This window comes from Streptomyces sp. DG2A-72, assembly GCF_030499575.1.
Classification (GTDB): domain Bacteria; phylum Actinomycetota; class Actinomycetes; order Streptomycetales; family Streptomycetaceae; genus Streptomyces.
This window is the reverse complement of the sequence record NZ_JASTLC010000001.1, coordinates 4,308,523-4,332,601: the sequence shown is the minus strand read 5'-3', so window position 1 is coordinate 4,332,601 and position 24,079 is coordinate 4,308,523. Positions and strand designations below refer to the sequence as shown.

The window sequence follows — 24,079 nt, the reverse complement described above, 5'->3', positions numbered from 1 at the left end:
CGCGACCAGCCCCCACCGGCCCGCGCGTTTTGACCGCGTTTCCAGCGGAGCGCTCAGCGCGCGTAGTCCTTAGCGATGTCCGCGATGAACTGCCGGGACTGATCCACGTTCAGCGCCTGCGCCCGCAAATGCTCGTACATCACCGCGTACTTCTGGACGTCGTTCGCCTTCTCCAGGTACAGATCGCTGGTGACGCCCTCGATGTAGACCACGCTGGAATCAGCCGCGTCCGGGAACTCCAGGATCGCGTACTGCCCGTTCAGGCCGGGGTGGGCGCCCATGTCGAAGGGGATGACCTGCACGGTGACGTGCGGGAGCTGTGACTGCTCGACCAGGTACTCCAACTGCTCGCGCATCAGGGTGCGGTTGCCGACCACCCGGCGCAATGCCGCCTCGTCCAGGACGGACCACAGGCGCAGCGGGTTGTCCGGGGCGGTGATTCGTTCCTGCCGGCGCAGCCGCACCTGGACACGCTTCTCGACCTCGGCGGAAGCGGTCTCCGGCAGCGCGCCCGCGATGAGCGCCTCCGCGTACGTCCGGGTCTGCAGCAGACCGGGGACGACCTGCGGGTCGTACACCCGAAGGCTCGCCGCGTCCGTCTCCAGGCCGATGTAGACGCTGTACGGGATGTCGCCGAACGAATGCCACCAGCCCTGCTGGCGCGAGTCCTTGGCCATTTGCATCAGCGAGTCGACGATCCGGTGGTCCTCCACCTCGTAGACCCCGCACAGATCGCGGACGTCACGCTGGCTGATGCTGCGCCGGCCGTTCTCCAGCCGACTGATCTTCGACTGCGACACCAGCAGTCGTTCCGCCACTTCCTCGGCCGTCATGCCCTTGAGCTCGCGGAGCCTGCGCAGCTCCTGGCCCAGCCGGCGCCGCCTGACGGTGGGATTGACATTGGACGCCACGGGACGTGCACCTCCGGCTGCGTGCCTTGATTGCCACTTTGCGTATCTGCTGCTGAGCAGACTGCCACCAAGGCGCTTCTTACCGCTGGGAAACGGTGGATATACGGCGGGTACGCGCCAGTTCGGACGCGGTGGCGCCGGGTGGCGCGGCAAGCGGGCGCCGCTACGCACGGCCGCGCGGGGCGGTGAGGCCGCGTCGTCGTCCGGACGTACGGCCTCATTGCCCCGCGCGGTCCAGCGGCTCCCGTACCGGGTCCGGGGGGATGCGGTGCGGCGCTGATGTGCGTGGTGCGGTTGTGTGGCGGTTCGGGTGGTGCTGCTCGTGTCGTGGGACTGCGGCTCAGTGGGCCACGACACGCGTCATGGAACCGCGACGCGGTTGCATCGGAACACCGCGGGCGGGTTCCGGTGCGGCCCTGCCACCGGGGGCGGCCTGGCGGCCGGCCGATGCCGGGCTGCGGCGCGGCTGGGCCGCCACGCCGTTCTGGACGTCCATCACGGCGTGCGCCACGAGGCCGCCCATGGGGTCGTGCCTGATCAGATCCCGTAGCCGGGAGCGGGACGAGCGTCCCTCATTACCCGGATACAGGTGCTTGCCGAGGCCGACCGCGTGCGCCAGTGCGGCGAGTGCCGCGGTCCGCGGGTCCGGCGGGACGCCGGTGCGGATCGCGGAGTCCAGCCGGGCCCTGATCTCCCGGCTGATCTCGGTCTGACTCGCCTGGTAGCGAGTCGTCGGCAATACCCCGCACATCTGGCCCGCCACGGCATGCACCATGCCGCATCGCTCCAGATGCGAGAGGTAGGTCTGGCGCAGCCCAAGTCGTGGCCCGCCAATCCAGTGGACTGCCCGCACCGGGGCGCCGCGCCTTCGCAGCAACTCCAACGCGCAGTCCAGAGTCGGATCTCCAGTCGGCCGTGGGGACACCACGGCGATACGATCCCCGTCAGGGGCTATCCGTCCGGCCAGCGCCAGCTCCACTAGCTGTGCTCCGGCCAGACCAAGGTCGAGCGACTGCGGCTGTGCAGTGGTACCCGTGGTCGGGTCCAGTGCCAGCAGCAGAAGCTCCTCCGGAAGTGTTCTGCGGCTCCTGCCCATCCATGCCTCCCCGCGTGGATGAATGACAGGGTGACCCCTCTCACATTGGTCTGTCGAGAGCGCGTGACCGGAATGTAGTGGAACCGGCAGGTATGTCGTTCTCGTCTACCGCAGGGGTTAAGCCCGCACACAGGACACTGGTACATGGTTCGGACAGGGGCAGGGATGCTGTGTCCGGGCGGCGATTCACGGTTCGGTACGCGCACGGAAGGCTCCGTGCGGCGCATGGAGGAGGCATCGGTGGCGGGCGAGTCCCCCGACAGGTCGAAGCAGCGCGAGTCGTCGGCAGAACCGACGTCGGGGAGCGCGGGTCCGGTTCCCGAAGCCAGGAGCGAGGCCGCGGATCCGCGCCTCGCGGTGGCGCGGGACGCGGGGTCGTCCTCGTCGTCCGAGGCGCGTGGTGGCGTGGATACGGCGACGAAGGTCTTCTCCGTACGAGACCTCCCGAAGGATGTGCGGGAGGCCGACGGCGCCTCCGGCGGGGGCGAGGGTGACGGTGCTGCGGACTCCGCCGGGCCGGAGGGCTCTTCCGGCGGGGGCGAGGCGGACGTCGCCGGGGGTGGGGGTGACGGCGGCGGTGCGAAGGGCGCTGCTGGGCCGGAGGGCTCTTCCGGCGGGGGCGAGGCGGACGTCGCCGGGGGCGGGGGTGACGGCGGTGGTGGCCCGGAGGGCGCTGCCGGGCCTGAGGACATTTCCGGCGGGGGCGAGGCGAATGCCGCGGGGGACGACGACGCGAACGCCGCCGGTGGCGAGGCGAAGGCCGCGGGTGACGACCGGCTGCGGGCGGCGGTGGCTGCTTGGGTTGACGTCGCGGACGAGGAGCCGTCGGAGGGGGACGCGGAGGCCGAGGCCGAGGGCGCGGTGACTTCCGGGGATGTCGATGGGGGCGCCGAAGGCGGCGACGAGGCTGCTGGTGAGGCTGAGGCGGCTGCTGAGGCCGACGCGGAGCCGGAGGGCGACGTCGATGCCGAGGCGGGTGCCGACGCCGAGACTGGCGTCGCCTCCCAGGGCGACGCGGACGCCGACGGTGATGCTGAGGCGGCTGACGCCGGGACCGAGGCCGACAGTGAGGCAGGGGCCGATTCCGGGGCTGACTCAGAGCTTGAGGGCGACGCGGACGCCGGCAGCGACGCTGAGGCCGAGGCCGACAGTGATGCCGGAGCCGATTCCGTGGCTGGCTCCAAGTCCAAGTCCGAGTCCGAGTCCGAGCCGGAGGCTGATGTCGAGCCGGAGGCCAAGGCTGATTCCGAGGCCGGCGCCGAGCCGGAGGCTGACGCCGAGCCGGGGGCCAAGGCTGATTCCGAGGCCGGTGCCGAGCCGGAGGGCGACGTCGATGCCGAGGCGGGTGCCGACTCCGAGGGCGATGCGGATGCGGATGCGGACGCTGACGCGGAGGCCGGGGCCGGCCGTGAGGCCAAGGCTGATTCCGAGGCTGACGTTGAGCCTGAGGGCGATGCCGACGACGGTGAGGCCGTGGCTGACGCCGAGGCCAAATCCGAGCCGGAGGCCCACGCTGAGCCGGACGCCGGATCCGACGTCGATGACGACACCGACGCCGACGACTCTCCCAAGGCCGACAAGCCCCCCGTAGACCAGCCCACCGCTGCCTTCAAGGCCGTACGGCCCTCCGCGCCCGCCGTCGATCAGCCGACCACCATGCTGAAGCTGGGCGGGGTGGCCAAGCCGGAGCCCAAGGACGCCGACAAGCCCGACCAGCCCGATGAAGGCCAGTCCCGCAAGCCCGTGGCCGACGTCGAGCGCACCAGTAGGTTCGTCGCGCTCAAGCCGCTCGACGAGCCGCGTCCCGCCGCGCCGGACGTCACCAGTGCCGTGCCGCAGGTCGGGCCGGAGCGGACGACGCAGCAGCCGTTGCCGCCGAAGCCGCCGCTGGATCTGCTGGCGGAGCTGACGAACACGCCGCCGCCCCCGCAGACGCCGCTGCGGACGGCCGCGCGGCGGGTCAAGATCTGGACGCCGCTGGTCCTGCTGCTGGCGATCGTGTTTGCGGTCGTACAGGCTGTACGTCCGCTGCCGACGCCGGAGCTCACGCTCACCGCCGAGGACTCGTACACCTTCGAGGGCAGCAAGGTCGACCTGCCGTGGCCGGGCGAGGGCCAGGGCTGGACGGACGTCAACGGCATAGGGACGATGGGGAGCTTCGGCGAGCAGAAGCCGGTCGCCATCGGGTCGGTCGCCAAGGCCATGACCGCGTACATCGTCCTCAAGGACCACCCGCTGAAGTCCGGCGACGAAGGGCCGAAGATCAAAGTCGACGCCCTCGCCGAGAAGGAGGGCGGCTACAACCAGGACGGCGAGTCGACGCTCAACACCGTCAAGGAGGGCGACACGCTCACCCTGAAGCAGGCGCTGTCGGCCATCATGATCCCGTCGGCGAACAACATCGCCCGGCTGCTGGCGCGTTGGGACGCGGGCTCCGAGAAGGCGTTCATCGAGAAGATGAACGACGCCGCCAAGGAACTCGGGATGAAGAACACGACGTACACCGACGCCTCCGGGCTGAAGGAGTCCACCGTCTCCACCGCCGAGGACCAGGTGAAGCTCGGCAACGAACTGGTCGAGATGCAGGCGCTCGTCGACATCACCAAGCTGCCCTACTGGGACGACCCGTCGGGCCAGCGGTGGAACAACTACAACAAGCTCGTCCCTTACAACGACGCCATCGGCATCAAGACCGGCACCACCACCAAGGCCGGCGGCAACCTGCTCTACGCCGCCACCAAGGAGGTCGACGGTGAGACGGTCACCGTCGTCGGCGCCATCCTCGGGCAGCACACGGCCCCGATCATCGACACGGTCAACGCGGTCAGCAAGACCGCGATGCTCGCCGCCCAGGACGCGATCACGTCGGAGAAGATCCTGAAGAAGGGCGACGTCGTCGGGTACGTGGACGACCAGCTCGGCGGGCAGACGCCGATCGTCGTCACCAAGGACGTCTCCGCGGTCGGCTGGGCCGGGCTGAAGGTGAAGGTGTCCTTCGCCTCCGACGAGGTACCGCACACCGCGAAGGCCGGCACCAGGGTGGGCACGCTCACCGTCGGTGACGGTTCGGGCGGCGCGGTGGAGGTGCCCGTGGCGCTTCAGACCGACCTCGCCGAGCCGGGCTTCACGGACAAGCTGACGCGCCTCGCCTGATCCCGGGCGCGACGTTCCCAGCCGTGGCCCCCCGCTCGGCCCCCACCCGGGAGCCGAGCGGGGGGCCACGTGTTAGCGTCGCGAATCGGGGCAGGTCACCGCTCACGGGACGCGGCCGGAAAAGCCGCAGGGACGCGGCAGGCAACGGACGGGGAACGGGACGCGTCCTGAAGAGAACAGAAGACGGGACACGGGGAGTGCCTTCAGGTGGCCACTGCGGAGCCGAAACACGCAGACGACGCCGGTCCGGACCCGGGATCAGGCCCGCGAATACGCGTGCCCGCACCGCAGGCCGACACTGAGCACGGCGGTGCGACGGCGGCGCTCAAGCGTGCCGTCCTGACCCTCCGTGAACGGTTCCTGCGCCACCCCGTCCTGTTCGTCGCCGCCCTCTCCGGCGCCCTGCACATCGTCTGGTTCTTCACGTTCGCGAACAGCGGTGGCGACCTCGCGGCACAGGACGCCTGGGCCGAGTTCGTCGGCCGGCATCCGGACTCGGCGTACAACCTCGCCTGGTACGGCGGTATGCACCCGGTGTCGTACAGCGTGGTGTCGCCGTATCTGATGTCCGTCTTCGGCGTCCGTACGTCGATGATGATCGCGGGAACGATCTCGGCCGGGCTGCTGACGCTGATCCTGCTGCGCAGCCGGTCGGTGAAGAACCCGCTGTGGGCCGCGCTCGCGGGTGTGTTCGCGCTTCTGTGCAATGCCGCGTCGGGGCGGGTGACCTTCGGGCTGGGCACGGTGTTCGCGCTGGGTGCGGTCGCGGTGGTGTTCTGCTGGCCGTACCGCTGGCGCTACAAACGCTGGGTGAAGGCGCTGTGCGCGGCCCCGCTGGCGGCGCTCGCCACGATGGCGTCGCCGGTCGCGGGACTGTTCGTGGGCCTGGTGGCGGTGGCGCTGTTCCTGCAGAAGCGCCGGCCGGGCGCCTGGGCGCTGGGGCTCGCGCCCGCGGCCGTGGTCGCCGTGTCCGCCTGGCTGTTCCCCTTCTCCGGCACCCAGCCGATGTCCGTCGGCTCGGCGTCGCTGCCGCTGCTGTACTCGGTGTTCGTCTTCGCCGCCGTGCCGCGCGAGTGGAAGACCGTACGGATCACGGCCGCCGTGTACGGGCTCTCGGTCCTGCTGGTGTGGCTGATCAGCTCGCAGATCGGCTCCAACATCACCCGGCTGCCGATGCTGTTCGCGGGAGTGGCGCTGGTCGCCGCGCTGCCGTTCACGGTGCCGCGCTCCCGCAAGTGGTACGCGCTCGTCGTGGTCATCGTCGGCTTCAACGCGTGGATCGGCTTCAAGTCCGTGGACGACGTCGTGAACACGACCCCGACCGCCTCCTGGGCCCGCGAGCTGGCGCCGCTCGTCAACGAACTCCAGGAGGTCGGCGCCGAGAAGGGGCGCGTCGAGGTGGTCCCGGCCAGCTCCCACCGCGAGGCCTCCGCGCTTGCCCCGTACGTCAACCTGGCCCGCGGCTGGAACCGCCAGGCCGACATGGGACGCAACCCCCTCTTCTACGACGACACGCTCAACTCCGCGAACTACTACGAGTGGCTCAGGCGCTGGGCCGTCCACTTCGTCGTGCTGCCCAAGGGCAAGGCGGACGGCGACGGCGGTGAGCGCGAGCGGGAGCTGGTCCAGCGCGGCATGCCGTATCTGAAGCAGATCTGGGGCGATGCCAACTGGCAGCTGTTCCGCGTCACCGATCCGACGCCGCTCGCCGAGCCCAACGCCGTCGTCGAGCGCACCGAGCAGACCGAGCTGACCATGAAGGTCACCGCGCCCGGCCGCATCCTCGTCCGCATCCCGTACTCGCCGTGGCTGAGCATCGTCGACGCCGAGGGCAAGAAGCTGAAGCCCCCGCAGGAGACGGAGGCCTCCAAGGACCGCCCCGACGGCAGCCCGAAGTCGTACGACAACGTCAACGGCTGCCTGATGGAGGCCGAGGAGGACGCGGACGGCGACAAGTGGACGGTCCTGCTGGCACCGAAGGCGGGAACCTACCGGCTGGGAGCGCCGTACGGGGTGCCGCGGGGGACGCCGTGCCCGGAGGAGCTGAGGTAGTCACGCGAAACGGACTCGCGCGACGGACGCGTGTAACGGGAGGACCACGAGGCGAACGCGGGCCGGGGGCCGGGCGTCACAGGTGTGTATCGCTCGTCATGCCCTGGGGGACCCATGCGGACACACCTGACACGGACCATCGCGCTCGTCCTGTTCGCCGTCGTCGGTTGCGGCAGTGAGGCGGCCGGCGGCCACAGCCCGGCGCCGGAGACGAAGGAGCGCGCCGGACGGGTCGCCGAGGCCTGGGACGGGTCTGCGGCCGCCGAGGCGTACGGCAGGGGCTACTACCCGATGCAAGGCCCGGTCCAGCCGCCCGAGGGCGGCTGGCACGACGCGGACGACAAGGAGGCCTACGCGACCCAGAACTTCGCCCTGAGCGCCGAACTGCCCAAGACGCACAAGGGCGGCAAGAGCGGCAAGGTGAAGTGGCAGAGCGGAGAGACGCTCACGCTGGACCTGACGGGCGCGCTGGAGGCGTACGAGACCCTGGCCCGTAACAGCGGCGACGGACCACGCCTCACCGTGACCAGGGCGGAGCTGGGCGAGACGACGATGGCCACCAGCCGCGGTCCGGCGACCGTCCCGGCGTGGCTGTTCACGCTGGAGGGCTACGACACCCCGCTCAAGCGGGTCGCCATCGGCCCGTCGAAGATCCCCCAGCCGCCCATCGGTCCGGCCGCGGAAGGGCTCTCCGGTGATCTGTGGGATCTCGGCGGGGTGGTCGAGGTGGCCGGGGACGGTCGGTCGGTGACTGTCGTGGCCCACCATGGAGCCTGCGACGACGGGCCCGCCGTGGACGTACTTGAGACGGACGGCAGTGTGGTGCTGTCGGGGTACGTGGTCGGGACGGACGACGGTCTGTGCCAGGACAGCCTGCACGCCCAGGAGAGGACGGTGGAGCTGGACCGGCCGGTGGGGGACCGGGTTCTGCTGGACGCGTTCACCGGCCGACCGCTCGGCCCCGCGAGGGACTGAGCCCTCAGCGATCCTTCGCGTCCACCTTGACCGGAAACGCCACGTCGCACACCGGATCCTCCGCCCCCGCCGCGCCGCATCCCAGTCGGCGACGTTTCTCCGGGGCACCGGGAGCGTGCGACTGGTGTTTCCGCAGCTCAGGAGCGGTCAGGATGACCAGGTGTGGTGCACGGATGCGCGGGGCGAGTCACCCAGACGGTTGAAACCTGCCCTGCTCTGCGCCTGGCGATCTGTAGGCAGTCGCCAAACTCGACATCTACGGTGATCCACTGTTCCGCGGGTCCGCCCCTGTGCCCCGGCCCACGCCCGGGCCGCGGCCTCGTCGGCGACGGGGACACAGGCCTCGGCGGGCCCGTCGCTCTCCATCGACACCTCGGAGTGGTACACGACGAACGGCGGCGCCGTGATGCCCCCGCACTCCCGTGAGGCCGCCTCCAGGCGCCCCAGCGAGGCCCCGATCCACGCCGGCAGCTCGTCCGCCAGCGTGTGCCTGGTCTCGGTGATCACCACCTGCGCCGGCACGTCGGCCGTCTCGACCTCGAACTTCCCGTACATCTCGGAGCTCCTCCCCGACAGTCGTGCACGGAGGTACACGGCGAGCGTCCGCTGCCCCGCGATTCGCGCTTCAACGTCCGCCCAGTACGCGGCGAGCAGTCGCGCGGCATGTCCAGCTGCCGCAGCAGGGCCACCAGCCGGGCGCGTTCGGCCTGGTCGGCGCGGTAGTAGCGGTAGCCGCTGGCCTCGTCCACGTGGGCCGGGGCCAGCAGTCCGAGCCGGTCGTACAGTCGCAGGGCCTTGGCCGAGAGCCGGGCCTTCGCGGCGAACGCCCCGATGGTGAGCAGGTTGTCGTCCACCACGTCATCCTCCGTCACCGGGCGCCTTCCGCCCGGTGACAAGGACGCTCACCCTTGCCCCAGGGGCAAGGTCAAGAAGCCGAGCGCTCCGCGGGTAGTGCCGCGCTGTGTTGTCGTTCGGCTGCGGCGCCGTTGTGGCTGGTCGCGCAGTTCCCCGCGCCCCTTCGGGGCGCGCTGCCGAACCGCTACTTAGGCCAGTTGCGCCTCCACCGCCGCCACGACCTCCGCCGACTCCGGCTCGGTCTGCGGGGAGAAGCGGGCGGCGACCTCGCCGTCCCGGCCGATCAGGAACTTCTCGAAGTTCCAGCGGATGTCGCCAGTGTGCCCCTCGGCGTCGGCGAAGCCGGTCAGGCGCTCGTACAGCGCATGCCGTCCGTCCCCGTTGACCTCGACCTTCTCGGTCATCGGGAAGGTCACGCCGTACGTCGCCGAGCAGAACTCGGCGATCTCCTCGGAGCTGCCGGGCTCCTGGCCCATGAACTGGTTGCAGGGCACGCCGAGCACGGTGAAGCCCTGCGCGGCGTAACGCTCCTGGAGCCGCTCCAGGCCCGCGTACTGCGGGGTCAGCCCGCACTTGGAGGCCACGTTCACGATCAGGACGGCCTTGCCCTTGTACTGGCCGAGGTCCGCCGCACCGCCCTGGAGCGCATCGATGTCCACGTCGAGTACGGAGTTGCCGGTGGTGTCAGTAGTCATGAGCGGATGCTAACTGCGGTAGGTGTCGGCACCGTTCTGAGCCTCGACGAGAACCTCACCGGCCGCCGTCCGCGAGTACAGCACCGACCGGCCCGCCCTGCGTCGTTCCACGAGCCCCGCGTCCAGCAGGATCTTCACATGGCGGCCGATCGAGCCGAGGCCCTGGCCGGTCAGGGCGACGAGCTGGGTCGTGCTCAGCGGGGAGTCCAGCAGGACGAGCAGCGCGGCCCGCGCGGTGCCGAGCAGCGCGCCGAGGCTCGCGGGCGGGGGCCTGTCCGATACGTCGGCCAGGGCGCCCGTGCACGGGTAGATCACCGCGTATCGGCGCTCGGCTTCCGCCCAGGACACCCAGCCCGCCTTCGGAGTGACCGGCACGAACACCAGCTCCGCGCCGGAGATCTCGCGAGGCGGATATTCGTGCAGGTTGACCTGGAACCGGCTGTCGCCGAGCCAGCGTGTCCCGGGCCGCAGTCCGTCCAGTACGGCTGCCCAGCCGCCCCGGCTCACCTGTGCGAGCCGGGCGATCACGTCGGCCTCCAGGACGCGTCGGCGCCGGGGCCAGTACGGCCGTACGGTCTCGGTCCAGACGTAGGACAGGAGGTCGGCCGCGCGGTCGGGGAGGTCGTCGCGGTCGAGGTCGGTGGGGAGGGGACCGGCGAGGGAGACCTTCAGGTGCGCGCGGGCGTCCTGCGGGCGGGCCGCGCGGACGCGGGCGAGGCCCTCCTCGAAGGTTTCGCCGTCACGTGGGGTGGGCGTGAGGAAGTCGGCGATCCAGTTACGGCCGAGTCCCGAGCGGACGAGGAGCGCGGTGACGGGGTCCAACCGCTGTCGGTAGGCGGGGAGATGGACGTGCAGCCAGGCCCGCTCGCCGGGGTGCGCGGCCGTGCCCGCGTGCAGCAGCTTCAGGCTCGCGAAGGTCTCGGCGAGCGGGGAGAGGACGAAGCGGCTGCGGGCGAGGGTGTCGGCGTTGATCTGCCACCAGCCCATGGGCGTACGCCACCTTTCGCGTCTGCGCGAAACAATAACTCCCGCGTCCGTGGGCGCCCGAGACTCCGCGCATGACCAACAGCGTGACCAACGGCTACAAGTCCCTGTTCCGGACACCGGAGTTCACTCCGTTGTTCCTCACCTCCGCCGCCAATGGTGTCGCGAAGACCGTGGGCGGGCTGGCGCTCGGCACGCTCGTGTACCGGGCCACCGAGTCGCCGCTGCTGTCGGCGGTGAGCATGTTCGGCCCGTCGCTGGCGCAGGTGCTCGGCGCGACGCTGCTGCTGTCGGGCGCGGACCGGATGCCGCCGAGGGCGACGCTGGCGGGGATCTCGGTCGCCTTCGCGGCCGGTACGGCGGTGCTGGCGGTGCCGGGGCTGCCGATCTGGGCGGTCTTCGTCGTCGTACTCGTGGAGGGGCTGATCGCATCGCTGGGCGGGGGAGTCCGCTGGGGACTGCTCAACGAGATCCTGGCCAAGGGCGGCTATCTGCTGGGGCGTTCGGTCTTCAACATGATGAACGGGATCATGCAGATCGCCGGGTACGCGGCGGGCGGCGTCCTGCTGACGGTGCTGTCCCCACGGGTGGCGCTGCTGCTCTCGGCGGCGCTGTACGCCGTGGCCGCGCTGGGCGTCCGACTCGGCCTGACGGCTCGTCCGCCACGCTCGTCCGGCCGACCCTCGGTGACGGCGACCTGGCGCACCAACGCCCTGTTGTGGTCGTCCCGCCCACGCCGGTACGTCCTTCTGGCCCTGTGGATTCCCAACGGCCTGGTGGTCGGCTGCGAATCGCTCTTCGTCTCCTACGCCCCCGACCACGCGGGCACGCTGTTCGCCTGCGCCGCGCTGGGCATGTTCGTCGGGGACGTGACGATCGGGCGCCTGGTGCCGGGGGCGGTGCGCGGGCGGCTCGGGGTGCCGCTGCTGCTCCTGCTGGCCGCCCCGTACACGTTCTTCGTCCTGCACCCGGCGCTCCCGCTCGCCGCCGCGGCGATCGCCGTCGCGTCCGTCGGCTTCGGCGCGAGCCTGGTCCAGCAGGAGCGCCTGATGTCCCTCACTCCGGACGAACTCGCGGGCCACGCCCTGGGACTGCACTCCGCCGGGATGCTCACCCTGCAAGGCGTGAGCGCGTCCCTGGCGGGCGCGGTGGCCCAACTGACGTCTCCCGCAACGGCGATGACGGCGATGGCGCTGACGTCGCTCGCGGTGACACTGGCGCTGGCGCCCGGGTTGCGGGAGGCGCGTGAGCGCTACGGTTTGCGCCCCACCCCGCAGTAGGCGTCGACGGCGACCGGGTCACCGTACTCCGGGCGCCACTCGGTCACCTGGACGACGGCGGGCTCCACCAGCTTCAGCAGCTGGGACAACACCTCGTTCACGGCCACCGAGTGCCAGCCGTGGCACCCTCACGATGAGCGATTTCAAGGAGCCGCCACCGGCCCACGGCTGCAACCCGGCACCTACCCGGGTCGTACCTTCAACTGGTGCCAGATCAGCGCGCTCCCCACTGGCGGCACGGGCCCGAAAGGATGGAGCGCCTGCATGATCCCGGAGAGGGAGAACAGCAGCGCCGGCAGCGGCGTGTTTCCCCGCATTGATCACTCTGCTTGTGTACGAGATCCGGTTCGTGCTGCCTGGGCCAGTGCTGGTCATCGACCCAGGGCTGGGCTACTTCCTGGGGACCGGCGTCGAGCCGTCGCTGAGAGTCCTGGCGAATCTCGAGCAGTTGAAGGCCCGGTTCGACGTGCCGGTGCTGGTCTCTCCCTCCCGCAAGTCGTTCCTGCGGGCGCTCACCGGAACCAGCCTTCCTGGCATTGGTCCGGCAACTGTGGCGGCGGAGTTGTACGCGGCATGGCACGGAGCGGATTACATCCGTACCCATGACGTTGCCGCCCTCCACGATGCGCTCACCGTCTTCAATGCCCTGGAAGCTGCCAAGGGAGGAGCGTGATGGACCGGCGAGAGGCGATTGTCGCGGTGGTGCGGCGGGGAGAGCGGGTGCTCGTCATCCAGCGGGGTCCGCTGGCCAGGTTGCCGGGGTACTGGGCGCCCCTCAGCGGCAAACTCGAACCCGGTGAGACGCAGGAGGAAGCCCTGATCCGGGAGGTGCACGAGGAAGTCGGCCTGAGGGTCTCGCCCGTGGCCAAGGTCTGGGAGTCCCAGACCTTGGACGGCACGTTCCGTCTGCACTGGTGGACAGCGGAGGCCGAGGAAGAGGAAGTCGTTATGCATCCGGGCGAGGTGAGCGACGCACGCTGGGTCACACCGCAGGAGTTCTCCCGGCTTCAGCCCGTCTTCGAGACCGACCGCGTGTTCTTCGACCGCGTGCTGCCGCAGCTTTGACGATGCGTCGCCGCGAGCGGTCGCCTGTCTGGTCGGCACACCTAGCCACCTTGACTCCGGCGGACGCGGCGTTCGTCAATCCCGGCCGTGGTCGGGGGCAAGCGGATCGGCTGGGGCTTGCCGTGGCCCTGTGCACGTTGCCGTTGTTGGGGTTCGTGCCGGACGACGTGGCGTCCGCACCGTCGGTGGCCGTGGCGCGGCTGGCCGAGCAGCTCGGGGTCGACCGGATGTGATGTGCTCGTAAGAACGTCGGGCGTCCGGGCCGGCGCGGCGCCCACTGCGGAGGCGAGACATTCTGATCCCGGCAACTCGTACCAAGTAGCGGTGTGTCCGTTAGGCGATCTTTCAGCGAAACGAGTTCAGGCAACGCGAGCGACGAAGTCGAGCACGGTGGCGACGATGGCTTCGGGGGCATCTTCGGGAACGAGGTGACTGGCTTCTGACACTATTTGGAAGTTTGCGCCGGAGATGCGGCTGGCGAGGGTTTGGCCTCTCGCGACCGGAATCCAGCTGTCTTGCTCGCCCCAGAGGATGGTGACCGGGCAGCGGATGTCGCTGTAGCGGTTTTGGATCTCGTCGGTGTGGCGGTCGTCCATCTGTGCGATCTGGCGATAGAACGCGGCCTGGCCCTGATCACCCAGCCAGGGCTCGATGTAGCGGTTCATCTCCTGCTCGGATAGCCGGCGGTGCACCGCCCCGGCGATGTAGGCGCGCAGGATCGCTTCGTGGATGTATCCGGGTAGTTCGTTCAGCGCGTCTTCGTGCCGTCTGGCGGTCTGTACGAGCGCCGATCCGTGCGGACTGAGCGCGACCGGGTCAATCAGGGTCAGGGATCGGTAGTCGCGGCCGTCGAGCAGGTGTGTCCGCAGCGCCGTGGTGCCCCCGAAGTCGTGGCCGACCACGTGGGGAAGATCGAGGTCCCAATGGTCGAGCAGTGCGGTGAAGACCTGGTTCTGTACTGCCAGCGAGACGTCTTGCCCGGGTCTTTTGTCCGACTGGCCGTACCCGAGCAGATCGAAGTAGTACACGCGGTGGTGTCGCGTGAGGTGCGGCACGATACGCCGCCAGACCACCGAGGAGAACGGGGTGCCGTGAAGAAGCACCAACGGCGCGCCTTCCCCCAGTACGCCGAAGCGGACCTTCTGGCCGCGAAAGTCGAACGTGTTGTCCAGGCTCCACGCCCCGTCCACCAGCTTCACTGACACAACTAACCCCTTTCGCTGAAAATATGGTTAGTATGGTTGTGGTAGTGAGTCTGCCTGTCAACTCGTCGCATGGCGTGTGGAGAAGGACCTTGACGACCTGGACAGCCACGTCCTTCCTCGGTGGCCACCCGGCACTCGACTTCGTCAACACAGTCGGTGGCCGCACGAAGGACCGCAACGTCGAATGGCTCCGCGAGTTCGCCGACGCCGCCGACTGGGCGCGCGCAGCCGGCATACTCGACAACGCCGAGCACGAGTACCTGCTGGCTCGCGCCGAAAGCGCCCCCGAAGAAGCGAGTGATGCCCTCACAGACCTGCGGGCCCAGCGCGAGGCGTTGCATGATTTCCTGCTGGCAGCTATCGAGGACACCGACTGCCCGGCAATGGTCCGCGAACGAGTCGAGGTCGACATCGCGGCTGCTCACCGTGAAGCGCACCTGTCGGACCGATACCGCACTCAGCCTGCGTGGGTAACCGACGTAGCCGAGCTGGGGTTGCGAGTCCTCGCGGTACGAGTGGCCCTGGCCAGCGCAGCGCTGCTGGCCAGCGATGAACGCTTCCAGATCGGCGCCTGTGGTCGATGCTCGTGGTTGTATCTCGATCCCTCACCGAGTAGGCGACGTCGCTGGTGCTCCATGGCGACCTGCGGAAACCGCGCGAAGGCTGAACGTCACCAACGGCGGCAGACAAACGCGGGAGGGTGAAGACCGTGATCTATACCGAGGAGTGGGTGACCGCTCGGGCGCGAGAGGCTTATGAACAGGGGCAGGCATCCTTCGGGATCTGTCCTGAGCGTTCCGCGCTGCTGGTCATCGACATGCAGGACGAGTTCGTCCGCCCCGGCTGGAGTCCGTACTGGGTACCGGCTGCAACCCGGATGGCTCCGCGGCTGCGACGTCTGGTCCATCTCTGCCGGGATCTCGGTGTCCCGGTGATCTGGAGCATCTTCGACGACACCCACCTCGGGTTGGACCGTCCGTATGCCCTGCGCCACCTCCCGCATGCCGACACCGACTGGCGCAGGACGGAACCCGCCGAGGTGCGGGATGAGATGGGCTACCGCAGTGACGAGGTCCTGATCCGCAAGCCGTCCTACGGCGCGTCCTACGACACTCCGCTCGACACGATCCGGCGCAACCTCGGCCGGGACACGGTCATCGTCACAGGAACGCTCACCAACTACGCCTGCTGCACCACCACGCAGCAGGCGTACGAGCGCGGCTATCGCGTCGTGTTCGGCGGGACGTCACTGCCACCGACGACGAATCCCGGCAGAAGCCCGAACTTGCCGTGCTGCGCAAGGGATTCGCGCTCGTGCCGAAGGCCGAGGAGATCATGGATCGGCTGTCCGGCACGGACTGAGCGCACTCAGCCGCTCAGGGAAACGGTGGGAAACGATCAGCTTGAACGTGGGGATTGACAGTCGTCATCGACCAGAACGCTGCTCGTCAGAGGCTTCCGTCGGTGCCCCAGCTTGCCGGTGAAGCCGAGCGAAAGTAGCCAGAAGCGAAGCCCCCAGTGCGGCCGTGACGGACCGTCTGGGGACGACTCTTCAGGCTCCAAGCCGCAGCACCATCGCGCACAACTCCGGAGCCCCGTCGAACGGCACCGTCTCACCCACCTCGCGGTAGCCCCAACTCTCGTACAGCGCACGAACCTTGCGGTGCTGCCTGTGAACCAAGAGCGTCACCCGCTCCTCGGCGCGGCCACGCAGCAGCTCATCATGGATCGCCTTCGCCGCCCCAGTGCCACGCCACGATGTACGGACCATCAGCTCCGACAGAGCGAACGTGCGCGCCCCGGACTCCGCGGTGAACTCCCCAGGCAGAGGCGGTATCACCTTCGCCCACCATGTTGTGGCCGCGCTCAGCGGCGCCCCGTACGCGTAGCCGATCGGCTCGCCGCGGTCGTAGCCGACCACACACGCGAAGACCTCACGGGCCGACCAATGGTCGACAAACTTCGCGAACTCTTCCCGCCCAGCGAGTGGGTCGTCACTGCCCTCGTACACCTCGTCGTGGACGTCCAGGAGGAGTCCGCGGATCGCGGACGCGTCCGCGTGCCCGTAGTGCCGTAGGTCGAATTCGGTGTGTGTGGTCATGTACGTCCTCCTTGGCCGGCTGCGGTGACCCGCGCGAGACGGGCCATGATGCGGCTGCTGGAGATGTGGTCCGTCTGGACCGTCGCGGCGGTGGCCGCAGCCCGCTCGTACTCGCCCTGGGTCAGCTGGAGTTCGGCGAGTACCACCGCGTAGTAGGCGCGGTTGCGGTTGAATCCGTCCTCAAGGAGATCGAGGGTTTGCAGGGCATGCTGTTCGGCGCGGGCGTACTGGCCGGCGCTCTGGTGGGCGAGGGCGCCGAGCCCGGACAGTTCCGCCGGGGTGAGGAACGCAAGCCAGCTTGGGGCGCCTGCCACGTCCGCGCGGTCGTAGGCGCGTTCGGCCGCGGCTAGTTGTCGGCCCATGCCCTGGGGATCGTTGGTCTGCGCGAGGCAGTCGGCGAGCCGGGCGTGCAGGAGAGAAGAGACCAGCGGCTGGGCCCGTAGGTGCCGCTCCGAAAGTGCGGCCCGGTTGATGCGTGCGGCCTCCGCGGGCCGTCCGGCGTGCTCGGCTTGTGCGGCAAGGTCAGACCACGCGCGGGTCACCGCGACCGGATCCCGGGCCAGCAGTGCCGCCTGGAGCGCCTCATTGCGGAACTGGGCGGCGCGGGAATAGTCACCGCAGTCGTGCGCGGACCACCCGGCGCAGGCTGCGACGTCGGCCACGGCCCGGGTCAGGGCACGCTCGACGCGTTCGCCGTACGTGCAGTGGTCCAAGGCCCCCTGGAGTCGTGTGAGGTAGTCGGCGGCAACTTCGACCAGGGCGCCCCCTCCGAGCCCGTTGAAGTGCGCGTCAAGGCGGCGGATGGTGTTCTGGGCGCGGTCGACGTCGGACATGCCGAGACGGCCGCGGTGCGGTGTCTGGTCGGTGCCGAGGGTGGCAGCGAGGGCCCCGGCGATGAACGTGCGGCGCTGCACAGGGTGTTGTTCCTTCGCGGGCGCCGGCCGCGCCGATGTGGGAGCAGGTGACGCCGTGCGCGGCGCGAATCCCATGTCTTGCGGGCTGCGGCCGAAGATGTGCTCCAGAGGCCGAAGATAGCGCGGCCAGGGCCAGCGGACATGGCCGGAGATCCAGCGGCGCACGTGCCGGTCGGTGCAGTTCGCGGGTTCGCGGTACTCGTCGGAGGCGACGCGGTTGACCTCGTCGGCGAGCGCCTGATGCGTGTAGCCGAAATCCGTGAGGAGCGCCTCCAGCGTGGTGTTCCGCTGCCTGGACATCGTGTCTCCCTGCTGCGCGTACCCCTTGACGGTAGTCGTACCGTCACTGACCGCGTGGGGAAACTGTCCGGTCCTCCGTCGGAAAGTGCCCTCCATCTGTCCTGATGCCGCACCGGACACTTCCGGTTTCCTCAGGTGACGACAAACCCCGGCGGCCTGGCAGGGCCCTGGGGAATGGCCAACCCTGTGGAGGAGCGCCGACCCATGCGAGCTACATCCCAAGCGGCGGCTGGTGAAGAGCAGGATCAGGCCCCGCTGGACATCGCCGCGATGCGCGCCACCGTGCGCCGACTGCTCGGCCCGGACGACGCACCGGACGCCCTGCCGCCGTCTGCCGATGAGGCCGACACGCTTACCCTCACCCTGCGCGGGCACCTGGAGCTGATCATCCCCGAAGTCGAGAAGGCAGCGGGCCCGAAGCTCAGCAGCGTGCAGTCCTACTGCGCCATGGCCTGCGTAGGCGAGGCTCGCCGCAAGCTGGCCGTCACCCCGACGCCTGGACTCGATGCCCGTGTCGCCCTCGCCCGGCGCCTCGCCCGGTCCCTGAATGCCCTGTGCGGTCACTACGACACCCTGAGCGGGAGCGTGTGAGCGCGGGCGTGCACTTCTCCGTCACTGCGACGAGCCGATCACCGACCCGGATGACGCCGTCTACTTCGGCACGAGCCGAGCAACTCCGCCCCCAGGTGGGGCATCTGGGCGCATCGCGCACACCTCGACCTGGTCGGCCCGGGCCCGGTCGGAACACGCGTCCTGGCTTGTGTCCTGATTGTCCGCGCGCTGTCCGGTGACTGACCGGCCACGCCCCGCGTGAGGCGTCCCATGGCGACCGCAACGTCAGGGGCGTACCCCCAAACGCCTCTCCCCGCCGGAGCCTTGCGGAGCTTCGACGGTAGAGGGCACCAAGAACCCCGCCTCCGGTCCCACCCTTGGACAGGCCGAGCCTGAGGCGGTTGCAAGCCCGATGACCGGCTTTGACCGAAGTCGGCACATGCGCAGAGGGGAGGTGCCATGCGCAGCAACCTCGGAGTCGTCAGGACTTGGCCGCCCGTGCCGAAGCCCGACGATGACCCGCCCACCCCGCCCCCGGACGACAACAACTAGGAGTGTCCATGGCCGCTAACGGATACGGCCCTATGACCCCGAGGCAACTCGCCGAGGACGAACGGCAGATAGACCAGGTACGGGGCCGAAGGCACTGCCGGGTGCACCGTGACCAGCAGATGATCTCGCTTCTGGCTGGTGTGGATATCTGCCCCGTTTGTGCCCCCGAGGGTGAGAGCCGGACACTGCGGCCGTCACACACGGGATGACGCCCCGACCACTCTCACTCTCGCAAAGGTCAAGTGGTCGAGACGCCCGGCTCCCGACTCCAGGAGAGGAGGGGAACACGCCCATGAGGGTAGACGCGACGCCGCCGACACCGGGCCCAGATCCACCGGGTAGCCCGCCGCCGCGACGGCCACGAAGCCACCAGCACCAGACAGGCTGACCGGCCCTGAACCAGCCCCGCTCGTCCGCTTCATCCGTGGCGGATGGGCGGGGTCTGCGCGACTCATGCACTCGGCGGACCGTGGTGCCAGCAGCCGAACGAACGCCCGGGGCTGCCGATCTGGGCGGTCTTCAACTGACTTCGCCTGCCACCGCGATGACGCTGATGGCGGTAGCGTCGCTCGGCGTTACGGGGGCGCTGGCGCCGCGGCTCTACGACTTGCGCCCCACCCCGCAGTAGGCGTCGACGGCGACCGGGTCACCGTACTCCGGGCGCCACTCGGTCACCTGGACGATGCCCGGCTCCACGAGTTCCAGACCGTCGAAGAACCCGGCGATCTCCTCGACGCCGCGTACGTGGTACGGCACCGCGCCGCTCGCGTTGTACGCCTCCGACGCGGCGATCATGCCCTCGCTGGTGGCGGTGCTGTCGCTGATCACGAGGTGGCTGCCCGGCGGAAGGTCCGCCATGAGCTCACGCACCAGCCCGCGCGCCTGCTCGTACTCGGCGACATGGCCGAGGGTGTTGAGGATCATCAGGGCGACCGGCCGAGAGAAGTCGAGTGTGCCCGCGGCGGCCTCCAGGATGCCCTTCGGGTCGTACAGGTCGGCGTCCAGATAGGTGGTCCTGCCTTCGGGTGTGCTCGTGAGCAGGGCGTTGGCGTGGGTCAGCACGATCGGGTCGTTGTCGACGTACACGATCCGGGCGTCCGGTGCCACGCGCTGGGCCACCTCGTGCGTGTTGTCGGCGGTCGGCAGGCCGGTGCCGATGTCCAGGAACTGCCGTACGCCCTGCTCACCGGCGAGGTGGCGGACGGCGCGCCCCAGGAAGTGCCGGCTGGTGACCGCCACGTCGACGAGGCCGGGGAAGATCTCCTTGATGTGGTCCCCGATCTCCCGGTCGACCGGGTAGTGGTCCTTGCCGCCGACGAAGTAGTTCCAGAAGCGGGCCGAGTGCGGCTTGGTCGTGGAGTCCGACACGGCAGACCCTCCTCCTCGGGAGTGCGGGTGATCGGTGTGGTGATCAGGTCACCAACGTAGGTCAACTCGGCGTGCATGCGGGGGCGTTCGGGAAAGCGCTTGCGCGATGTCTTGACGTGTTCCTGTCCTAGTGGGTTTATGGGAGCGCTCCCACGTTTCTGTCGATGCTCACGTTGCTCACGCTCATTCATTCATCTGGAGTCGCAGTGAGAACTACGAGAAGCACGAAGAGAAAGAGTCCTGTCGCCGCGTTACTGGCCCTCCTCGTGGGCCTGTTGGCCCTCGGCACGGCCCCCGCCCACGCGGAGCCGCCCGGCGCCCGGGCCACCGGCCTCCACATCAGCGACGGCCGTCTGCTCGAAGGCAACGGCAACGACTTCGTCATGCGCGGCGTGAACCACGCCCACACCTGGTACCCCGGCGAGACGCAGTCCCTGGCGGACATCAAGGCGTTCGGCGCCAACACCGTCCGGGTCGTCCTCTCCAACGGCCACCGCTGGACGCGCAACAGCGCCGAGGACGTGGCCGCCGTCGTCGCGAACTGCAAGGCCAACCGGCTGATCTGCGTGCTGGAGGTGCACGACACCACCGGCTACGGCGAGGAGGCCGCGGCCGCCACGCTCGACTCGGCGGCCGACTACTGGATCGGCCTGAAGGGCGTCCTGGCAGGCCAGGAGAACTACGTCATCATCAACATCGGCAACGAGCCCTGGGGCAACACCAACCCCGCAGGCTGGACCGCCCCGACCGTCGCCGCCGTACAGAAGCTGCGGTCTGCCGGATTCGAGCACACGATCATGGTGGACGCGCCCAACTGGGGCCAGGACTGGCAGGGCGTGATGCGTGCGAACGCCCAGACCGTGTACGACGCCGATCCCACCGGCAACCTGATCTTCTCCATCCACATGTACAGCGTCTACGACACGGCACAGGAGATCACCGACTACCTGAACGCCTTCGTGACGGCCCGACTGCCCATCCTGATAGGGGAGTTCGGCGGCCCTCCCGACCAGTACGGCGATCCCGACGAGGGCACGATGATGGCGGCGGCCGAACAACTCGACCTCGGTTACCTGGCCTGGTCCTGGAGCGGCAACACCGACCCCATCCTCGACCTGGCGATCGACTTCGACCCGGCTCGGCTCAGCTCCTGGGGCCAGCGCATCTTCAACGGCGCCAACGGCATCGTCCAGACGTCGAAGGAGGCCACGATCTTCGGCGGCACGGGGCCCGACACCCAGGCCCCGACGGCCCCCGGCACTCCGACGGCATCCTCCGTGACCTCCACGTCGGTCACCCTCTCCTGGCCCGCCGCCACGGACAACGTTGCCGTCACCGCGTACGACGTCGTCCGGGTCGAGGGGACGTCCGAGCTGCCGGTCGCTGCTTCGAGTACGAACACCGTCACCCTCACCGGTCTCACCCCCGACACGGCGTACACCTTCGCCGTCCACGCCCGCGACGCCGCCGGCAACCGCTCGGCACGCTCGGCGACGGTGAGCGTCACGACGGACGAGGCGACGGGAGTGGGCTGCACGGTCGGCTACCGGGCGGTCAACGAGTGGCCGGGCGGCTTCCAGGGCGAGATCGTGATCCGCAACACCGGCACGACGCCGCTGAGCGGGTGGCGCCTGGCCTTCACGTTCGCCGACGGGCAGACCGTCACCAACATGTGGGGCGGAACGGCGACTCAGAACGCGGGCGCGGTGACGGTCTCGCCCGCGTCGTACACGTCCACCATCCCGGCGGCGGGTTCGGTGACGGTCGGGTTCACGGGGAGCAAGGGGGCTGCGAATAGGGCGCCGACGTCGTTCAGGCTCAATGGGGCGGTCTGCGCAAGCGCCTGAACTATGGGACTTCGCCCGTCGCCAGATAGGCGCGGCCCAGGCGGGAGCGGTTGTCCATCTGCAGCCAGTCATGGCTGGGGTCGGTCAGCGGGTCCAGCAACTGGTGCCGGCGGAGGGCCTGGTGGTGCAGGGCGATGGCCGCGATCGTGCGGGCGGTGGTGGATCACGCGCGGTGCGGGGACGTGCTGCTCGTGTCTACTCGTCGTCCCCGATCCGTACGACCGCCAGCGTGATGTTGTCGGGGCCGCCGGCCTCGATCGCGGCCTTCCACAGTTCGAACGCGGCCCGTCCGTCGTCGTGTTCCCGCATCACCTTGTCGAGAACGTCCGTCGGTACCGGGTCGGTCAGACCGTCCGTGCAGATGAGGTAGCGGTCGCCGGGGGACAGGGGCACGGACGTCACATGGGGGCGGACGGCGCGATAGGTCGGGCTGCCGCCCAGGCACTGGGTGACGAGGGACGTGGTGCGCTGCCCGGGTTCGAGCGGCCCGCTGTCGTCGACGCTCACCTGACGCAGCCCGTCGGGGGAGGCGGCGAAGACGCGACTGTCGCCCACGTTGAACACGAGCAGCGCATCGGGCTGTACGACGGCGCCGGCCACCGTCGTCCCCATCGTGGCGAGTTCGCCGCCCTCGTCGCCGCCGGCCGCCTCGTACACGGCGCGATTGCAGGTGCTCAGGGCGCTGCGTACGGCGTCCTCGTCGCTCAGTGCCGGACCAACTGCCGCGAGTTGGCGTACGACCAGAGCGCTGGCCACCTCACCGCCCGGATGTCCGCCGAGTCCGTCGGCGACGGCGACGACGAGCGGTGTGCCCAGCGGGAAGGCCAGGGTCTGCGGGTTCTCGGTGACCGTGGCGCACAGGGTCCACGGGCCGACGACGAGACTGTCCTCGTTGCGGTCCCGCAACAGCCCCGGATGACTCAGCGCACTCACGGCGACGTACGGCATGTGACACCGTCACCGCCCGCCGCGTCCACCGCTGTCCTGTCGCTCACTGCTCCCGTTCCACGTACTCCTTGAAGGACTCCAGATCACTGCGGACGAGCCGCTCGATCGCGTTCGCCTGGGCGAATCCTCTCGGCCCGCCGAAGATCTCCCTGATCGTGCCGGGGTCGTACTCCAGCCGCGCCTGGACCCGGGTGTGGTCCTGGTCGATCGGCTGCAGCGAGAAGGAACCCGTCAGCTCCGCGGCGCCCGTGGTGTGCCACTCCATCACGCGTTCGTCGCCGTGGTCGGAGACCTCGGCCGCGAACTCCCGGGCCCGCCCGCCGGCTTCGACATCCAGATGCGCGCGCCCCTCCGCCTCCGGACGGGCACCATGCACTCCCGCCACGAAGCGCGGATAGTCCTCCACCCGGTGCAGCCTGTCCCAGGCCCTGTCCACCGGGACTCCGACATCGATGTGCTCTTCGAGGGTGCTCATGGCCCACCTCCGGGTCCGGCTCATGACGCACGGTCCTATGCCTCCAGTGTGCGCCCGGCTCGGGGCTGTCCGGGTGCTTCCTCGCTGGATCGCACTTCACGGCGCGTCGCTGGTTTCTATAGTCATTTTTCATACTAATCTCCCGTAACTGTACGAAGTCGATCTGTCGCGGATCGCACACACCACACCTCACTTCCGGAGATGACATGCACAAGCTTCACAAGGCTGCCGTCGTGGTCGTCGCTCTCGGCAGCGTCGGGATCCTGAGCGCCGGCACCGCCACCGCCAACGGGAAGGACGGGCACGGCGGTAAGAGCGTCATGCAGAGCTCGCACTGCAAGTCGCACGACCTGAACGTCGACGTCCTCGGCCAGGTCGGCATCCTCAACGGCGTGCTGGGCAACGCGCTCAACGGCGAGGGCAACTCGGGCGGTCAGCACACCCACGTGGGCTCGACCATGGGCTGCGACAACAGCGCCTTCTAGGTCGCGCCTCTTCAGTGGAGTAGGGGGCACGCGGAACCCCAGGGGCCTGATCCACATCCCGGATCGGGCCCCTGATCCGTGCCGCGCCTGATGGGCGCCGTGGCTACTGAGCGGCGGTGTACCGCAGGAGGTCGCTGTGGAGCCGGTGCAGTACGGCACTCGGTTCCGTGCCGGGATGCCTGCCGGGCGCACATCGTTGAGGCGCACGCTGCGCCATACGGCGGCATCGCTCGCCATTGCCAGCGGCGCGGACGTCAACGTCGTAC

General features: G+C 69.4%; 22 protein-coding genes and 2 pseudogenes. 12 read left to right on the top strand and 12 right to left on the bottom strand.

Annotated features, from left to right (window positions below; genetic code table 11):
* Positions 1-53: 53 nt before the first annotated feature.
* A complete protein-coding gene (locus tag QQY66_RS20390; protein ID WP_301981771.1) occupies positions 54-911 on the bottom strand; it encodes a helix-turn-helix transcriptional regulator in 858 nt (285 codons plus the stop codon).
* 340 nt (positions 912-1,251) lie between these two features.
* Complete coding sequence (locus tag QQY66_RS20385) at positions 1,252-2,007, bottom strand: GPP34 family phosphoprotein (RefSeq protein WP_301981770.1); 756 nt, start codon at positions 2,005-2,007, stop codon at positions 1,252-1,254.
* Positions 2,008-2,232: 225 nt separating this feature from the next.
* Between QQY66_RS20385 and QQY66_RS20380 the strand changes: the two genes are divergently transcribed.
* The 3 genes from QQY66_RS20380 (at position 2,233) to QQY66_RS20370 (ending at position 8,187) form a co-directional block, all read left to right on the top strand.
* Positions 2,233-5,160, top strand: coding sequence for a D-alanyl-D-alanine carboxypeptidase (locus tag QQY66_RS20380; protein WP_301987431.1), 2,928 nt, complete (start codon positions 2,233-2,235; stop codon positions 5,158-5,160).
* Positions 5,161-5,367: 207 nt separating this feature from the next.
* Positions 5,368-7,212 (top strand): MFS transporter, encoded by a 1,845-nt coding sequence (locus QQY66_RS20375; RefSeq protein WP_301981769.1) that lies wholly within the window; start codon positions 5,368-5,370, stop codon positions 7,210-7,212.
* A gap of 114 nt (positions 7,213-7,326) precedes the next feature.
* A complete protein-coding gene (locus QQY66_RS20370) occupies positions 7,327-8,187 on the top strand; it encodes a hypothetical protein (protein WP_301981768.1) in 861 nt (286 codons plus the stop codon).
* A gap of 282 nt (positions 8,188-8,469) precedes the next feature.
* Here the strand turns inward: QQY66_RS20370 and QQY66_RS20365 are convergent.
* The 3 genes and pseudogenes from QQY66_RS20365 to QQY66_RS20355 form a co-directional block, all read right to left on the bottom strand.
* Positions 8,470-9,059 (bottom strand): annotated as a pseudogene (locus QQY66_RS20365) (MerR family transcriptional regulator); the annotation flags it as partial.
* A gap of 171 nt (positions 9,060-9,230) precedes the next feature.
* Positions 9,231-9,737 (bottom strand): glutathione peroxidase, encoded by a 507-nt coding sequence (locus QQY66_RS20360; protein ID WP_301981767.1) that lies wholly within the window; start codon positions 9,735-9,737, stop codon positions 9,231-9,233.
* A gap of 9 nt (positions 9,738-9,746) precedes the next feature.
* Complete coding sequence (locus QQY66_RS20355; protein WP_301981766.1) at positions 9,747-10,724, bottom strand: winged helix-turn-helix domain-containing protein; 978 nt, start codon at positions 10,722-10,724, stop codon at positions 9,747-9,749.
* A gap of 71 nt (positions 10,725-10,795) precedes the next feature.
* On the opposite strand from QQY66_RS20355, the gene QQY66_RS20350 reads away from it, so the two are divergent.
* Positions 10,796-12,001 carry an MFS transporter gene (locus tag QQY66_RS20350; protein WP_301981765.1) on the top strand — a complete coding sequence of 402 codons (1,206 nt, stop codon included), beginning with the start codon at positions 10,796-10,798 and terminating at the stop codon, positions 11,999-12,001.
* On the opposite strand, the gene QQY66_RS20345 is transcribed toward QQY66_RS20350, so the two are convergent.
* Positions 11,974-12,102: a hypothetical protein gene (locus QQY66_RS20345; protein ID WP_367666986.1), complete on the bottom strand. Its 129-nt coding sequence runs from the start codon at positions 12,100-12,102 to the stop codon at positions 11,974-11,976. The two genes, QQY66_RS20350 and QQY66_RS20345, sit on opposite strands and share 28 nt — an antisense overlap.
* A gap of 266 nt (positions 12,103-12,368) precedes the next feature.
* On the opposite strand from QQY66_RS20345, the pseudogene QQY66_RS20340 reads away from it, so the two are divergent.
* The 3 genes and pseudogenes from QQY66_RS20340 to QQY66_RS20330 all read left to right on the top strand — a co-directional run.
* Positions 12,369-12,674, top strand: a pseudogene (locus QQY66_RS20340) (dihydropteroate synthase); the annotation flags it as partial.
* On the top strand, positions 12,674-13,066 hold the full coding sequence (locus QQY66_RS20335) for an NUDIX domain-containing protein (protein ID WP_301981764.1): 393 nt from the start codon (positions 12,674-12,676) through the stop codon (positions 13,064-13,066). The pseudogene QQY66_RS20340 and the gene QQY66_RS20335, both read left to right, overlap by 1 nt.
* Before the next feature lie 2 nt (positions 13,067-13,068).
* Positions 13,069-13,299 (top strand): DUF4158 domain-containing protein, encoded by a 231-nt coding sequence (locus QQY66_RS20330; RefSeq protein WP_301987430.1) that lies wholly within the window; start codon positions 13,069-13,071, stop codon positions 13,297-13,299.
* 126 nt (positions 13,300-13,425) lie between these two features.
* Here QQY66_RS20330 and QQY66_RS20325 read toward each other — a convergent pair whose 3' ends face one another.
* The gene (locus QQY66_RS20325) at positions 13,426-14,271 is read right to left on the bottom strand and encodes an alpha/beta fold hydrolase (RefSeq protein ID WP_367666985.1); all 846 of its coding nucleotides are present in this window, start codon (positions 14,269-14,271) and stop codon (positions 13,426-13,428) included.
* Between the two features lie 89 nt (positions 14,272-14,360).
* Between QQY66_RS20325 and QQY66_RS20320 the strand changes: the two genes are divergently transcribed.
* Together QQY66_RS20320 and QQY66_RS20315 are read left to right on the top strand one after the other, a co-directional pair.
* A complete protein-coding gene (locus QQY66_RS20320; RefSeq protein WP_301981763.1) occupies positions 14,361-14,975 on the top strand; it encodes a CGNR zinc finger domain-containing protein in 615 nt (204 codons plus the stop codon).
* A gap of 5 nt (positions 14,976-14,980) precedes the next feature.
* Positions 14,981-15,691 (top strand): isochorismatase family cysteine hydrolase, encoded by a 711-nt coding sequence (locus QQY66_RS20315; RefSeq protein ID WP_301981762.1) that lies wholly within the window; start codon positions 14,981-14,983, stop codon positions 15,689-15,691.
* 132 nt (positions 15,692-15,823) lie between these two features.
* Here QQY66_RS20315 and QQY66_RS20310 read toward each other — a convergent pair whose 3' ends face one another.
* The gene (locus QQY66_RS20310; RefSeq protein ID WP_301981761.1) at positions 15,824-16,372 is read right to left on the bottom strand and encodes a GNAT family N-acetyltransferase; all 549 of its coding nucleotides are present in this window, start codon (positions 16,370-16,372) and stop codon (positions 15,824-15,826) included.
* Positions 16,369-17,586: a transcriptional regulator gene (locus tag QQY66_RS20305; RefSeq protein ID WP_301981760.1), complete on the bottom strand. Its 1,218-nt coding sequence runs from the start codon at positions 17,584-17,586 to the stop codon at positions 16,369-16,371. The genes QQY66_RS20310 and QQY66_RS20305 overlap by 4 nt, the downstream gene beginning before the upstream one ends.
* 204 nt (positions 17,587-17,790) lie before the next feature.
* Here QQY66_RS20305 and QQY66_RS20300 point away from each other — a divergent pair, with 204 nt between their 5' ends.
* Positions 17,791-18,177 (top strand): DUF6415 family natural product biosynthesis protein, encoded by a 387-nt coding sequence (locus tag QQY66_RS20300; protein WP_301981759.1) that lies wholly within the window; start codon positions 17,791-17,793, stop codon positions 18,175-18,177.
* A gap of 1,113 nt (positions 18,178-19,290) precedes the next feature.
* On the opposite strand, the gene QQY66_RS20295 is transcribed toward QQY66_RS20300, so the two are convergent.
* On the bottom strand, positions 19,291-20,058 hold the full coding sequence (locus tag QQY66_RS20295) for an SAM-dependent methyltransferase (protein ID WP_301981758.1): 768 nt from the start codon (positions 20,056-20,058) through the stop codon (positions 19,291-19,293).
* 206 nt (positions 20,059-20,264) lie between these two features.
* On the opposite strand from QQY66_RS20295, the gene QQY66_RS20290 reads away from it, so the two are divergent.
* Positions 20,265-21,905 (top strand): cellulase family glycosylhydrolase, encoded by a 1,641-nt coding sequence (locus QQY66_RS20290; protein WP_301981757.1) that lies wholly within the window; start codon positions 20,265-20,267, stop codon positions 21,903-21,905.
* Positions 21,906-22,100: 195 nt separating this feature from the next.
* Here QQY66_RS20290 and QQY66_RS20285 read toward each other — a convergent pair whose 3' ends face one another.
* Positions 22,101-22,853, bottom strand: a complete 753-nt coding sequence (locus QQY66_RS20285) for a PP2C family serine/threonine-protein phosphatase (protein WP_301981756.1) — start codon at positions 22,851-22,853, stop codon at positions 22,101-22,103.
* Positions 22,854-22,896: 43 nt separating this feature from the next.
* Positions 22,897-23,328: an SRPBCC family protein gene (locus QQY66_RS20280; protein ID WP_301981755.1), complete on the bottom strand. Its 432-nt coding sequence runs from the start codon at positions 23,326-23,328 to the stop codon at positions 22,897-22,899.
* Positions 23,329-23,534: 206 nt separating this feature from the next.
* On the opposite strand from QQY66_RS20280, the gene QQY66_RS20275 reads away from it, so the two are divergent.
* On the top strand, positions 23,535-23,813 hold the full coding sequence (locus tag QQY66_RS20275; RefSeq protein ID WP_301981754.1) for a hypothetical protein: 279 nt from the start codon (positions 23,535-23,537) through the stop codon (positions 23,811-23,813).
* Positions 23,814-24,079: the final 266 nt, after the last annotated feature.

What these genes read in the sequence shown, in the direction of transcription:
- QQY66_RS20385 (WP_301981770.1), bottom strand. Translation starts at nt 2,007, where the DNA reads ATGGGCAGGAGCCGCAGAACACTTCCGGAGGAGCTTCTGCTGCTGGCA.
- QQY66_RS20380 (WP_301987431.1), top strand. Translation starts at nt 2,233, where the DNA reads ATGGAGGAGGCATCGGTGGCGGGCGAGTCCCCCGACAGGTCGAAGCAG.
- QQY66_RS20370 (WP_301981768.1), top strand. Translation starts at nt 7,327, where the DNA reads ATGCGGACACACCTGACACGGACCATCGCGCTCGTCCTGTTCGCCGTC.
- QQY66_RS20360 (WP_301981767.1), bottom strand. Translation starts at nt 9,737, where the DNA reads ATGACTACTGACACCACCGGCAACTCCGTACTCGACGTGGACATCGAT.
- QQY66_RS20355 (WP_301981766.1), bottom strand. Translation starts at nt 10,724, where the DNA reads ATGGGCTGGTGGCAGATCAACGCCGACACCCTCGCCCGCAGCCGCTTC.
- QQY66_RS20350 (WP_301981765.1), top strand. Translation starts at nt 10,796, where the DNA reads ATGACCAACAGCGTGACCAACGGCTACAAGTCCCTGTTCCGGACACCG.
- QQY66_RS20335 (WP_301981764.1), top strand. Translation starts at nt 12,674, where the DNA reads ATGGACCGGCGAGAGGCGATTGTCGCGGTGGTGCGGCGGGGAGAGCGG.
- QQY66_RS20330 (WP_301987430.1), top strand. Translation starts at nt 13,069, where the DNA reads ATGCGTCGCCGCGAGCGGTCGCCTGTCTGGTCGGCACACCTAGCCACC.
- QQY66_RS20310 (WP_301981761.1), bottom strand. Translation starts at nt 16,372, where the DNA reads ATGACCACACACACCGAATTCGACCTACGGCACTACGGGCACGCGGAC.
- QQY66_RS20305 (WP_301981760.1), bottom strand. Translation starts at nt 17,586, where the DNA reads ATGTCCAGGCAGCGGAACACCACGCTGGAGGCGCTCCTCACGGATTTC.
- QQY66_RS20300 (WP_301981759.1), top strand. Translation starts at nt 17,791, where the DNA reads ATGCGAGCTACATCCCAAGCGGCGGCTGGTGAAGAGCAGGATCAGGCC.
- QQY66_RS20285 (WP_301981756.1), bottom strand. Translation starts at nt 22,853, where the DNA reads ATGCCGTACGTCGCCGTGAGTGCGCTGAGTCATCCGGGGCTGTTGCGG.
- QQY66_RS20280 (WP_301981755.1), bottom strand. Translation starts at nt 23,328, where the DNA reads ATGAGCACCCTCGAAGAGCACATCGATGTCGGAGTCCCGGTGGACAGG.
- QQY66_RS20275 (WP_301981754.1), top strand. Translation starts at nt 23,535, where the DNA reads ATGCACAAGCTTCACAAGGCTGCCGTCGTGGTCGTCGCTCTCGGCAGC.